The organism is Vibrio sp. 1159 (genome assembly GCF_033340395.1).
GTDB classification, from domain to species: Bacteria; Pseudomonadota; Gammaproteobacteria; order Enterobacterales; family Vibrionaceae; genus Vibrio; species Vibrio alginolyticus.
This window is the reverse complement of the sequence record NZ_JAWOWL010000003.1, coordinates 169544-182064: the sequence shown is the minus strand read 5'-3', so window position 1 is coordinate 182064 and position 12521 is coordinate 169544. Positions and strand designations below refer to the sequence as shown.

Below are 12521 nucleotides of genomic sequence, written 5' to 3'. Positions count from 1 at the left end.
CAGCCTTTACCTGCAACTAACAAGGGAAAGCCAGCTCCACACAAAGAGATGTAAAAATTCAAAAAATTATTATTACATATTCAAAAGCCTCGAATCCGGATACGCATTTAAAGCATAAGTGTTGATGAGGTAATTAGTAACGGCCTAAAACTAACTCAAAAATAAGTAACTCATGATAATGGCGTCTTCCTTACCATTTCCCGATTTAGCTGGGTAATAGTTGTAACGACGGTCCACTTCATTAAAACCTGCTTGCTCATAAATATGGATAGCTGGGTGATTACTTTCACGCACTTCTAACCAAGCACTCTCTGCTTTGGCTTGTTCACAGTATTCAATAAACGCGTCCAGCAATTTTTGCCCTAGCCCTCTGCCCTGTTGAGAAGGCGCTACTGCAATATTTAATAGTGTCACTTCTCCAACAATATTCTGTCCATAGAAGTAACCAACCACTTGAGAGCCTTCCAGCATCACATGATGGCAAGCACCGCGACTGGATAAGTCACGAACCAAAGATTCGGCCCAAGGGTGAGAATGTGCTTGCTGCTCGATTTGCCAAACTTGGTCGAGGTGCTCTGCACGCATCGGCGTAATTTCAATTGTCACGCATTAGCTCCGTTAAGAGTACGAACAGATTTGTTGCCACAATGCGCGGCGCTGTTCGTTATTACCATCAATATCTTGTAATAGTGGCGAGACCAGGTGCTTTGCCTTGATGCTTTGATCAGCCTCACAGCCTGCAAACCACACCCACTCTAGCTGATGTTCACCCAGCATGGATAAGCGCTCAGGCTCTAGGTGTAGCGCATCATCAAGCGTGAGCTTAATGCTTTTTAATACGCGCTCAAACATCAATGCCGTCTCGTTTTCTGGACATATTGGCGATACCAATAGGAGTTTACATGAACTTTGCAAATCCAATAATGGCGATTGATAGCCTTCCAGTCTTTCAGGGTGTACCAGCTCCCATGTGCTGATCCCCATTTCACGTAAATACTGTTTCTCGTTAATTGACATTTTCCGTCACCTATTTGAACGAGGGCAATCCTATCAAATTATCGCGATTATACCTAAAGGACTTCAAGGAACACCTGAACACAATGAGATGGTTTGGATATTCCTGAACATAGCGTTTTGCCAACGGCCACACATTGGGTATGACATATGAGGTACATTATGAAATTCTTAAATACGCTACTACTTTGCACACTGGTAGCCGCCACCAGCGTGAGTGTTTTTGCTAATAACAGCGATGAGTGGGAGCTGATTGCAACGAAAACCGTTAACTTTCATACAGAAACAGATACCGTGACACCAAATAGCCTATTCCGAAACCGAAGCTTCAGTAAAATAAAACTAAAATGTGTGCAAGGAACGGTAGACATTAATGGTTTAAAAGTCGTCATGACAGATGGTAGTGAGAAAAAGCTTTCCTCTATGGGCGTACTAACAAGCGGATTGTCGACTCGTGCCTGGAGCCTTCCAGGTACAAAAGAAGCCAAGCTAAAACGGATTGAAATGACTTACAGTAGCTGGGGAAGCACAAAACTTAGCCTGCTAGGGGTAAGTAAAAAAGCGAAAATAGAGGTCTGGGGCAAAAAGAAAAGTAACCAGTCATCCTAACCTCCCTATCTCAGTTTTCAGTGAATAAGAAAGAAGCCCACTTAGTCGTGGGCTTCTTTCATTTACAGTTCAGAGAACTCTGGCGCATAGTCTATGCGTCCGGAGCGTCCAGCACATTGACCTTCGACCAACTCTGCGACTCGAAATGCACCTTTAGGGACATCCCAAGCACATTCAAAGCCCATCTCGTCGCATGATTGAAAACCCTGGCGCGCGTAATAATCAGGATCGCCCAACACCACACACACTGGGTAGCCAAAATCACGCAGTGAATCAAAACCTTCTTTGATCAACTCTGCAGCGATGCCTTGGCGACGGTAATCTTCATGAACAGCTAATGGCGCTAGCCCTTGCCATGACAAATCTTCACCATTTAAGGTCACAGGGCTAAATAAAGCATGGCCTATCACCTCTCCCTCATCTGTACACGCGACTAAGGAAAGCGTGAATTTGCTGTTTTCGCGCAAACGCATCACAAGCTCAGCTTCAGCTTCCGTCGGGAAGGCGTGTTTCAATAAGCGGTCAATGGTAAGAATGTCCGCTGGGGCTTCAGTTCGAATAAGCATTCGCTACTCCGGTTGGTTGTGCAGGCGCTTGAACTCCTTTCTGAACAAAATCAGCCAATTGATTCAAAGCGACTTGCATTGCTTTCGGTAACTGCTCTAAGTCGACACTGTCCATTAAGTTTTTCACTTCTAAGCCAAGCTCAGTATCACCTTCAATTGAAAGGCGACGTTGGAAGAACAGTGTGTCAGGGTCTTCTTTACGACCAGCAATCAGTACTAGGTCGTTTAGATTACCACTAAAACTCACATCTTCCTGAACTGGTTTTTCAGCTACCACCAATTTTTCGTCTTGATAGCTGATGTACCATGCTAAGTTCAAGTCTTTAATCGCAACTTTTAACCACTTGTCTTCAAGGAACTCAAAGTCACCATCTTCCAAGGCTTCTTTAAACACCATTTTTAGCCCTTCCAGCAACGCTTTTTGCTGAATTGGCTGTGGTAATAACTGGACTGGAGAACGCAAAATATTAGCTGCGTTCTTTACTAGTTGACTGCGAATCTTGTTTAACACGTTCATTATCCGTTACTTTGTCATTAGGTTGCTTATATTAAGCAATCGTGGCGATGAGATTACTGTTATGTATCAATAAAGTGCTTATTTTAGATTGGTGGTTTATTGCTCACTAACGCTTCTTTTTTTGAACTTACGTGTATTATTGATGCGAACAGGTGGATAAACACTTTTACAACCGTATTTTCAAAGTTATAGTTATCTGAGCGTATCCATGTGATTGTCGACTGCACAGCTAAAACCGCGAGCCCTTTAATGGCAGGTAACACTTTAGCTTGGTGGTAGACCGCCGCAGGCTTATCAGGGTGTCGCTTTTTATACACGGACGAATAATCTGGCTCATTGGAGATCGGTAATACCCTAATGCCTTCCCAGCAATTAAAACATTGGTTTGCCACGCTAACCTCAAATAGCCCTTTCTTCTTTGCCATTCTTGATAAAAAACACAATTATCGAATGGTAAGTGACCGTTACTGCGATATCGCAGGTTTAAGTCATGAGGAAATCGTCGGCTTAAACGATTGCCAAGTGCTGGGTGAACAGTTTTATAAGAAGCTTGCACCATACTATCAGCGCGCGTTCAAAGGGGCACATGTCGAAGCCGAAATCACGCTCGATGAAACCGACCTTGAAACCAGTCTTCACTTTAGTCTTTCGCCAGTTTTTGAAGGTAACGACATTCGCTTTGTTGTTTTTCACGCTGTCGATACTTCAGAAAAGCAGATACTCGTTCGCTCCTTAGAAGAGTCCGAAAGTAAGTTTGCGAAGTTAACACAACTGCTACCAGACGGCTTACTGCTTATCGAAGATGATATTGTCATCTCTGCGAACCCCGCATCAGCGCGCCTTCTCGGACTTAACTCTCCTCATGAATTGTTGGGCGAAGAGCTAAGTCGTTTATTCATCGATGAAAACAGTAAAAAGGTATTTAGTCATCGATTGAGTACATTAATTTCTGACAAACCTTTTGTCTGCTTAACCAGTGCAAGATGCGGCTTTGAACGGAAAGTTCAGCTACACGCGGATTCCACGGCGATATTAGGTAGCGAATCTCAAATTATCCTAATCCAAGATGCTGATGATGCGCCCAAAAACCTGTCTTCTGCATCGAATGAAGACATACACATTGACTCGCTCACCAAACTCTACAACCGCTTTGGCTTCACCAAACGTTTGGAACAGCTGATCAAAAAGCAAACACCGCTTCTGGTGTTCTATTTGGATATCGATAACTTCAAAAACATTAATGACTCACTTGGTCACCATATTGGCGATAAAGTGATTCAAGAGGTATCGGCCCGTCTTAAACGGTTACTACCAAACCAAGCGATTATTGGTCATTTGGGTGGCGATGAGTTTGGCGTCATTCTGCCGGAGCCAGAAAATACCCGCATGGCTGAAATTTTGTCCGATCGCATTATCTCGTTGATCAACCAACCTTTCGACTTGCACCACTTCAGCAAACGCCTTGCCTGTTCAATTGGTAGCGTTCGATACCCTGAAGACGGACAAGATGCACGAATCCTACTACAAAATGCCGATACTGCGATGTATGAAGCCAAAGATCGTGGTAGAAATCGTCTGATCAAATTTAACGATCAAATGAACAAAGAAGCGCGTATGCGTTTGTGGCTTGAAATCGAACTGCAAAAAGCATTGCAGCAGAACGGTTTGGAAGTGTGGTATCAACCTAAGGTTAACGCGCGAGACTTCAGTATCAACGGCGCAGAAGCGCTCGTTCGTTGGAAGCATCCAGTCGAAGGGTACATTAGTCCTGGCTCATTCATTCCTGTCGCCGAGCGCGCTGGGTTAATCGAACACCTTGGACGTGTCGTGATGCGTGATGTTTTCAATACGGTAAAACGTTGGAAGCAACAAGGCATACTGCCAGGCCGTGTCGCCATCAACCTCTCTCCCGAGCAATTTGGCAACCCACAGCTGATCGACTTTATGGAAAAGCTGCTTCGCACTACCGAGCTTGATCCAAGCTGCATTACCTTCGAGCTAACCGAAAGTGCCGTGATGAGTGATAGCGAACATACACTGCAGATGTTGAATGCGATTAAAAAGCTTGGCTTCGCTCTCTCTATCGATGACTTTGGTACCGGCTACTCTTCTCTTTCCTACTTAGCGCGTTTCCCTATTGACGAGCTAAAAATCGACCGCGCTTTTATTAATGATATCGACACACTACCGAAACAAGTCACTGTGATTGAAAACATCATTAATCTGGGTAAGTCGCTCGACTTAACTGTCGTTGCCGAGGGGGTGGAAACCCACCAGCAAGCTACTTTGCTCTCTAACCTTCAATGTAATGCGATTCAAGGATTCCATTTTTATCGCCCGCAGCCAAAACATGAAATTGAAGAGCTGTTTGTACAGAATCGTCGTCACAAGAACTAACCCCGACCCGATACCCTTACTCGCAAGGGGTAAATATCGACTTTATTGAGCTAAACCTAACTTAGGTCAATTTCGCTATTCATAATTCTTCATAAAATGCGGACACCTTTTTATTCTCAATGATTGTGAGCATATGGAACTCTTGTGTCCCGCGGGTAACCTGCCTGCGTTAAAAACTGCGATTGATTGCGGTGCCGATGCCGTCTACATTGGTTTCAAAGATGATACCAACGCCCGTCACTTTGCTGGCCTCAACTTTAACGGCAAGAAATTAGAAAAAGCGGTGCAATACGTTCATGACCGCAATAAAAAAATTCATGTCGCGTTGAATACCTTCGCTCATCCCAATGGCTTCGAGCGCTGGACGAACGCAGTAGACAATGCAGCGGCACTGGGTGTAGACGCGCTGATTGTTGCAGACATTGCAGTGCTGGAGTACGCGGCTCGCAAATATCCCGATCTGGAACTACACCTTTCAGTGCAAGCATCAGCGACCAACGTCGCAGCCATTGATTTTTACAAACAAAACTTCAACGTAAAACGGGTAGTATTACCTCGCGTTTTATCGATTCATCAGGTCAAACAGCTTTCACGCAACATCACTAGCGATGTCGAGTTAGAAGTCTTTGCTTTTGGTAGCCTTTGCATCATGTCTGAAGGTCGCTGCTACCTATCGTCATATATGACAGGCGAGTCTCCAAACACTGTGGGAGCATGCTCTCCAGCTAAGTACGTTCGCTGGCAAGAAACAGAAAATGGTCTGGAATCCCGCCTTAACGACATTTTGATCGATCGCTACAGCGCCGGTGAAAATGCGGGCTACCCTACCTTGTGTAAAGGTCGTTTCGAAGCAGAAATCGAAGGCGAGAAAAAACGCTACCACGCACTGGAAGAACCAACCAGTTTGAACACCCTCTCTATGCTGCCAGAACTATTTGCTGCAAATGTGGCGTCTGTAAAAATTGAAGGTCGCCAACGTAGCCCAGCTTACGTAGAACAAGTCACTCGAACATGGCGAGCCGCGATTGACCGTTACCAAGCAAACCCAGAAGCTTATCAAGTCGAAGCGGCTTGGGATGCCGCATTGGCAAACGTGTCTGAAGGTACGCAGACCACACTTGGTGCTTATCACCGCAAATGGCAGTAGAGGTTAAGATGGATAATTCAATGAAATACGCGCTTGGCCCGCTGTTGTACTTCTGGCCAAAACAAGACATCGAAGCGTTTTATGAACAAGCGAAATCAAGATCCGCGGACATCATCTATCTTGGGGAAACCGTATGTTCAAAACGTCGAGAAATGAAGCCTTCGCATTGGCTTGAAATCGCAAAAGAGCTGTCTGCATCTGGCAAGCAAGTGGTGCTATCAACGATGGCACTACTAGAAGCTCCGAGTGAAGTAAACATAATGAAGAAGTACATCGACAACGGTGACTTCGCGATTGAAGCAAATGACGTATCTGCTGTTCAATTGGCATCAGAGCATAAAGTGCCTTTCGTCGTTGGCCCTGCAATCAATACTTATAACGCACACACGCTCAACTTATTTTTGAAGCAAGGTATGATGCGTTGGTGCATGCCTGTCGAGCTCTCTCGCGAATGGTTAAACGATACTTTGGTTCAGTGTGACGAGCTTGGTATTCGTAACAAGTTTGAAGTTGAGGTATTTAGCCACGGTTATTTGCCTTTAGCGTATTCCGCTCGCTGTTTCACAGCCCGAGCTGAAAACCGAGCGAAAGACGATTGCGAAACCTGCTGTATCAAATACCCTACGGGTATCCAGGTCAGCAGCCAAGAAGGACAAGAAGTCTTTAACCTTAACGGCATTCAGACACAATCAGGGTATTGCTACAACCTCATCAATGACTTACCAAGTATGAAAGGACTGGTTGATGTGATCCGATTAAACCCTCTTGGTATCGATACTTTTTCAGAGTTAGAGCGTTTTCGCTCAAACGAATACGGCGATAATCCTGAAAAGCTCGAAAGCCGCCAATGCAATGGCTATTGGCATCAACTAGCGGGCTTAGAAGTAAAAAACATTTAATCCTTAAAGAAAAAAGCGAGGTCTACCCTCGCTTTTATCTGTTAGCTTTTGTTAGCAGGCTTGCACCCTTGGTTCGACAGAACTCTCATTAAGCAGCTTTTTCACATCTCGCCACAACATACTGATCACGACCAAACTCAATGCAATGTTAGACAATGGGAAAGCTAACCAAATGCCTGTCACGCCGAAAAGCTTCGGCATAATGAATAAGAATGGCAACTGGACCAGCATGTTGCCTAGTGTTACAAACATGGCTTTGCTGCCTTTGTTTACTGATTGATAGTACGCGGCCGCCACAACTAAAAAACCATCTAAGAACAACGCAAACATGTGTAAACGAATCCCGATCACCGTGCTATCAATCAACTGTTGGTCTGCATTATTAAACACCGCAACCAGTTCGTACGGGAAAAGGTTCATCAAAACAACGAACGCCACCCCGCCAAGCACAGATGTCCCCATCGCGACCTTTAATAACTTTCTAATGTTATCCTGATTACGTGCACCGTGGTTGAAGCTCACTAAAGGCTGCATACCATTCGCAATTCCTTCGGCTATCAGATAGTAAACCGTCACGATGTACCCCAAAATCGCGTACGCTCCGATCAACATTGCACTTCCGTATTGAGCAAATAACGCGTTGTGCAGTGCCACCATCACAGAGCCGTAGGCGTACATAAAGAAACTTGATGTACCTATCATGATAATCTTTGGTGCAGCATCAACCTGAACTTTGAAGTCGCTGATACGAAGGCGTAATGTTGCTTTTGAAGTAAAGAAGTAACCAATACCGAGCACAGTGACCACTAATTGTGCAAGTGCAGTGGCAATAGCGGCTCCGGTTAACTCCCACTCCAACCAAGCAATAAATACGTAGTCTAATGCAATGTTAATAACGGCACCGATGACCATCAAAATCGTTGCTAAGTTCGGGCTGTCGTCATTGCGTAACAGAAACGGAACCGCGATAGAACCCAACGTGAATACGCACGCGACAATCAGAATATGCAAATATTGCAGCGCAAGTTCAAACACTCGCCCTTCCGCACCTTGCCAGCGAATAAATTCATCCGAAAACAAGAACAATATTGTAGCAACGACCGGCATCAATGCCGCTAACAACGTCAATCCGGTCGTTAGGATTCGCTTAGCGCCTTCATGATCGTTCTCTCCTTGCTTGATCGAAGTCAGCGCGCCAGTCCCCACCCCAATCATCATTCCTATACCTAGGATCGAGCCGATAATAGGCCACGCAACATTGATCCCAGCTAATCCGTCAGCGCCAACATAACGGCCAATAAAAATGCCATCAACTATTTGATACAAACCGTTCACGAGCATTGCTGCGACGGTTGGAATCGTATATTTCCAAAACTGTCTATAAATTGAGTTTTGCATGACTGTCACCAGTAGTTAGCAAAGCTAACCATTTAATTAGCAAGACTAACTAAATGGTTAAATTAAATAAAAGAAAAATGAAACACCAAAGGCTAATGCGTACAGCGGAGGCCTTTGGTTTAGTTTAAAATGACTTATTACTCAATGCTTTATTCAGTAAAGCTTGTAACTGCTCAGCTTCTTGCTGATTTAATTGTTGCATCATTTGGTCAGAGATATCTTTGTACACTACCTGCTCCAAAGACATTTTTTCTGCGACTTCTTCCGTAAGCAACACACGCTTAGCACGAGCATCCTCATTACATGCGATGCGTTTCACCAAACCCTTTTTTTCCAAACGCACAACCATTGTCGATGCGGAAGGCTTAGTCACTTGCAGCTCTTCTGCAAGATCGGTTATTCGCACACCCTCAGGGTAAACCTGAATCACACGTAAATAATCGAACTCATTAAAGCTTAGATGTGATAATGGATCTTCTTTGGCATAGACACGCCAAGCTTTGGCGCAAAAACGCTCTAAATCAATCAAGCTTTCTTCTAATGCCATAAAAGCCACCACCACTTAGTTAGCAAGACTAACTATTTTAAATGAGTCACTCATCAAGTTCAATCATAAAAAAAGCCGCTCTCATCGAGCGGCTCTAAATCATTCAATTTCCAGCTTCTTGGCAGCCTTTAACTTGGCCAATCTATCTTGCTGTAATTGATCGTAAATTTGCGCCAGCTCCAAGAAAGAATAGCGATGCTCAACATAATCGTAAACGTTGAACGAAATCGCGAGCTTATAAAGTGAGATGGCACTTGCGATATCACCTTCAAGCTGATTACGCTTTCCAAGGTAGAAATACGTTTCCGTCAATCGTTCAGCTAGACGATAATTCTCTCTCGTTCCATCCATAATTGCTTTAAGCGCGTCTTCGTCCGAGACGTCTCGTAGCATGATGGCAACAAGAACCCATCCCCACTCTTCACTACGATCTCGTAAATAACGCTGTCGAAGATTGGCTTTTGCTTGCTCTGGATTTTGCTCAGCTTCGATGATGTACAGCCATAATGAACGAAAAGGATCCGTTGGCATTTCTTGATAATGCTTGGTCATATCTTCTAAAGCGAGATCGATTCGGCCACCATAATACAGTGCAATCGCACGGTTGCGCTCAGCATAGGTATTATCAGGAGCCAACTCTATGGTCGAGTCAAACGCTTCATATGCCGCATCAAACTCTCCTACTTGGGTAAAGTATACTCCCAAAAGATTGAAGATGTCCGGCTGAGCAGGATTCAACTGCAAAGACTGGTTAAAGTCCAAACGGGCAAGATCACGCAAACCAACGCTGTCGTAGTAGCTACCGCGCTCATAATGCATTTTAGCGCGCACTTCATCACTAAGGTCGGGACGTTGTAGCAACTGCGATAGACGCGCGATTTGTACTTCTTGTTGAACACTAGGCTGAAGTGGCACCGCCATCGGTGGATATAACCACTTTTGTGCTGATTGTTGAGAAGTATTTGCACAACCGGTCAGCGCGATAGCAACACATAAAATTGCGGTTTGAAACCATTTCACTAATTGATACTCCTGTTTGGACCGCTCAAGATTTGTTTCTCTTAATGCAATATAGGCGATAACCTCGTTTGAGGTTAATACATCGAAACAAACCAAAAAAGGGGAGCGAAAATGCTCCCCTTTTATAACATGCTTTCAGGCCCTTAATCTAATAAAAGGCTGAAAGTCTCATTTTGTCTTACTCGTCTTTAGCAGCCGGTGCTTCAGCAGCAGCTTCTTCAGCTGGCTTTTCTACCGCTTCTTTCATGCTTAGACGTACACGGCCTTGGCGGTCGATTTCAAGAACTTTAACTTGAACTTCTTGACCTTCAGCTAGGTAGTCAGACACTTTCTCTACGCGTTTTTCTGCGATTTGAGAAATGTGTACAAGACCATCTTTGCCTGGAAGAACCGTTACGAATGCACCGAAGTCAGCTAGACGTGCAACTTTACCTGTGTAGATACGGCCCACTTCCACTTCAGCAGTGATCTCTTCGATACGGCGGATAGCTTCTTTCGCAGCAGTGCCTTCAGTTGCCGCAATCTTGATAGTACCGTCGTCTTCGATTTCGATAGTTGTACCAGTCTCTTCAGTTAGAGCACGGATAACTGCACCACCTTTACCGATAACGTCTTTGATCTTCTCAGCGCTGATCTTCATCGTGTGAATACGCGGAGCAAATTCAGAGATGTCTTCACGAGCACCAGAGATAGCTTCATCCATTACAGATAGGATGTGCTTACGTGCGCCTTGAGCTTGGTTAAGCGCAATTTGCATGATTTCTTTAGTGATGCCTTCGATCTTGATGTCCATTTGAAGTGCAGTGATACCAGTGTTAGTACCTGCTACTTTAAAGTCCATGTCACCTAGGTGGTCTTCATCGCCAAGGATGTCAGAAAGTACAACGAAATCATCACCTTCTTTAACAAGACCCATTGCGATACCAGCAACAGATGCTTTGATTGGTACACCTGCGTCCATAAGCGCAAGAGAAGTACCACATACTGAAGCCATTGAAGATGAACCGTTAGATTCAGTGATTTCCGATACAACACGTACTGTGTATGGGAACTCATCAACAGAAGGCATTACTGCAGCAATACCGCGCTTCGCCAGTTTACCGTGGCCGATTTCACGACGCTTAGGAGAACCTACAAAACCAGTTTCACCTACACAGTATGGAGGGAAGTTGTAGTGCAGTAGGAAGTGATCTTTACGCTCACCAGTTAGCTCATCGATGATTTGAGCATCACGCTGAGTACCTAGCGTTGCAGTAACGATCGCCTGAGTTTCACCACGAGTGAATAGCGCGCTACCGTGAGTACGAGGAAGAACACCAGTACGTACATCTAGTGCACGAACCATGTCTTTTTCACGGCCATCGATACGAGGGTTACCTGCAATAATACGGCTACGTACTACTGTCTTCTCTAGATCATGGAAGATAGTGTGGATTTCTTTTGTATCTGCTTCAGGATCTTCAGCAAGAAGAACTTCATTTACTTCCGCAGCGATCTCATGGATGCGGTCGTAACGAGCCATTTTCTCAGTAATTTGGTAAGCTTCAACAAGTTTAGCTTCTGCTAGATCAGCAATCTTATTTTTAAGCGCTGTGTTCTCTTCAGGAGCAACCCAATCCCAAGCAGGAGTTGCAACTTCTGCTTTGAATTCGTTGATAGCTTGAATAGCAACTTGTTGTTGGTCATGACCATAAACAACCGCCGCTAGCATTTCTTCTTCAGTTAGGTTGTCCGCTTCTGACTCAACCATCAGTACTGCTGACTCTGTACCTGCAACAACAAGGTCAAGCTTAGAAGTTTCTAGTTCAGTTTGGCTAGGGTTAAGTACAAGCTGACCATCGATATGACCAACACGCGCCGCACCGATAGGGCCGTTGAATGGAATGCCAGAGATAGCAAGAGCAGCAGAAGTACCGATCATTGTAACGATATCTGGCTGAACATCTGGGTTTACAGACATTACTGTCGCGATAACCTGAACTTCGTTTTTAAACGCGTCTGGGAATAGCGGACGGATTGGACGGTCGATTAGACGAGCTGTTAGCGTTTCGCCTTCAGAAGGACGACCTTCACGTTTGAAGAAGCCGCCTGGGATTTTACCCGCAGCGTAAGTACGCTCTTGGTAGTTAACCGTTAGTGGGAAGAAGTCTTGACCTGCAACGGCTTCTTTTTTACCTACAACAGATACGAATACAGACGTATCATCCATTGTGACCATAACTGCTGCTGTAGCTTGACGTGCAATAACGCCAGTTTCTAAAGTAACTGTGTGGTTACCGTACTGGAACGTTTTAACAACTGGTTTTTCGAACATTGTTATTCCTTGTTTCTAATCTTCCTTTAGTGCTTAAAGAAATCTTAGATGTGTTAATTGACACTCAAGGCATTACGAATCGCGACTAGTAAA

12 protein-coding genes are annotated in these 12521 nt (G+C 44.6%); 4 read left to right on the top strand and 8 right to left on the bottom strand.

The window, feature by feature from the left end; genetic code table 11:
• Window positions 1-150: 150 nt before the first annotated feature.
• Window positions 151-606, bottom strand: a complete 456-nt coding sequence (rimI, locus tag R7127_RS04135; RefSeq protein ID WP_005380122.1) for a ribosomal protein S18-alanine N-acetyltransferase — start codon at window positions 604-606, stop codon at window positions 151-153.
• 12 nt (window positions 607-618) lie between these two features.
• Window positions 619-1017, bottom strand: coding sequence for a DNA polymerase III subunit psi (locus tag R7127_RS04130; protein ID WP_064376540.1), 399 nt, complete (start codon window positions 1015-1017; stop codon window positions 619-621).
• A 159-nt stretch (window positions 1018-1176) separates the two neighbouring features.
• Here R7127_RS04130 and R7127_RS04125 point away from each other — a divergent pair, with 159 nt between their 5' ends.
• Window positions 1177-1623: a hypothetical protein gene (locus R7127_RS04125; RefSeq protein ID WP_064376539.1), complete on the top strand. Its 447-nt coding sequence runs from the start codon at window positions 1177-1179 to the stop codon at window positions 1621-1623.
• 62 nt (window positions 1624-1685) lie between these two features.
• On the opposite strand, the gene R7127_RS04120 is transcribed toward R7127_RS04125, so the two are convergent.
• Window positions 1686-2189 carry a GNAT family N-acetyltransferase gene (locus tag R7127_RS04120; protein ID WP_005380119.1) on the bottom strand — a complete coding sequence of 168 codons (504 nt, stop codon included), beginning with the start codon at window positions 2187-2189 and terminating at the stop codon, window positions 1686-1688.
• On the bottom strand, window positions 2173-2700 hold the full coding sequence (locus tag R7127_RS04115; RefSeq protein WP_005394645.1) for a ubiquinone anaerobic biosynthesis accessory factor UbiT: 528 nt from the start codon (window positions 2698-2700) through the stop codon (window positions 2173-2175). The genes R7127_RS04120 and R7127_RS04115 overlap by 17 nt, the downstream gene beginning before the upstream one ends.
• 363 nt (window positions 2701-3063) lie before the next feature.
• Between R7127_RS04115 and R7127_RS04110 the strand changes: the two genes are divergently transcribed.
• The 3 genes from R7127_RS04110 (at window position 3064) to R7127_RS04100 (ending at window position 7149) form a co-directional block, all read left to right on the top strand.
• Window positions 3064-5103: a bifunctional diguanylate cyclase/phosphodiesterase gene (locus tag R7127_RS04110; protein ID WP_005380112.1), complete on the top strand. Its 2040-nt coding sequence runs from the start codon at window positions 3064-3066 to the stop codon at window positions 5101-5103.
• A gap of 133 nt (window positions 5104-5236) precedes the next feature.
• Complete coding sequence (locus R7127_RS04105; protein ID WP_005386427.1) at window positions 5237-6250, top strand: ubiquinone anaerobic biosynthesis protein UbiU; 1014 nt, start codon at window positions 5237-5239, stop codon at window positions 6248-6250.
• A 20-nt stretch (window positions 6251-6270) separates the two neighbouring features.
• Window positions 6271-7149 (top strand): U32 family peptidase, encoded by an 879-nt coding sequence (locus R7127_RS04100; protein ID WP_262584484.1) that lies wholly within the window; start codon window positions 6271-6273, stop codon window positions 7147-7149.
• Between the two features lie 51 nt (window positions 7150-7200).
• On the opposite strand, the gene R7127_RS04095 is transcribed toward R7127_RS04100, so the two are convergent.
• The 4 genes from R7127_RS04095 to pnp form a co-directional block, all read right to left on the bottom strand.
• Window positions 7201-8547, bottom strand: a complete 1347-nt coding sequence (locus R7127_RS04095) for an MATE family efflux transporter (protein WP_005386425.1) — start codon at window positions 8545-8547, stop codon at window positions 7201-7203.
• Window positions 8548-8671: 124 nt separating this feature from the next.
• Window positions 8672-9094 (bottom strand): MarR family winged helix-turn-helix transcriptional regulator, encoded by a 423-nt coding sequence (locus R7127_RS04090; protein ID WP_005380103.1) that lies wholly within the window; start codon window positions 9092-9094, stop codon window positions 8672-8674.
• A 99-nt stretch (window positions 9095-9193) separates the two neighbouring features.
• Window positions 9194-10114: a lipoprotein NlpI gene (nlpI, locus tag R7127_RS04085; RefSeq protein WP_172563504.1), complete on the bottom strand. Its 921-nt coding sequence runs from the start codon at window positions 10112-10114 to the stop codon at window positions 9194-9196.
• Window positions 10115-10292: 178 nt separating this feature from the next.
• Window positions 10293-12428 carry a polyribonucleotide nucleotidyltransferase gene (pnp, locus tag R7127_RS04080; RefSeq protein WP_005380098.1) on the bottom strand — a complete coding sequence of 712 codons (2136 nt, stop codon included), beginning with the start codon at window positions 12426-12428 and terminating at the stop codon, window positions 10293-10295.
• Window positions 12429-12521: the final 93 nt, after the last annotated feature.

Excerpts from the sequence above, each read along its gene's own strand:
- R7127_RS04090 (WP_005380103.1), bottom strand. The coding sequence starts at position 9,094 with ATGGCATTAGAAGAAAGCTTGATTGATTTAGAGCGTTTTTGCGCCAAA.
- R7127_RS04105 (WP_005386427.1), top strand. The coding sequence starts at position 5,237 with ATGGAACTCTTGTGTCCCGCGGGTAACCTGCCTGCGTTAAAAACTGCG.
- R7127_RS04110 (WP_005380112.1), top strand. The coding sequence starts at position 3,064 with ATGCCTTCCCAGCAATTAAAACATTGGTTTGCCACGCTAACCTCAAAT.
- R7127_RS04100 (WP_262584484.1), top strand. The coding sequence starts at position 6,271 with ATGAAATACGCGCTTGGCCCGCTGTTGTACTTCTGGCCAAAACAAGAC.
- R7127_RS04125 (WP_064376539.1), top strand. The coding sequence starts at position 1,177 with ATGAAATTCTTAAATACGCTACTACTTTGCACACTGGTAGCCGCCACC.
- R7127_RS04095 (WP_005386425.1), bottom strand. The coding sequence starts at position 8,547 with ATGCAAAACTCAATTTATAGACAGTTTTGGAAATATACGATTCCAACC.
- pnp (WP_005380098.1), bottom strand. The coding sequence starts at position 12,428 with ATGTTCGAAAAACCAGTTGTTAAAACGTTCCAGTACGGTAACCACACA.
- R7127_RS04120 (WP_005380119.1), bottom strand. The coding sequence starts at position 2,189 with ATGCTTATTCGAACTGAAGCCCCAGCGGACATTCTTACCATTGACCGC.
- R7127_RS04130 (WP_064376540.1), bottom strand. The coding sequence starts at position 1,017 with ATGTCAATTAACGAGAAACAGTATTTACGTGAAATGGGGATCAGCACA.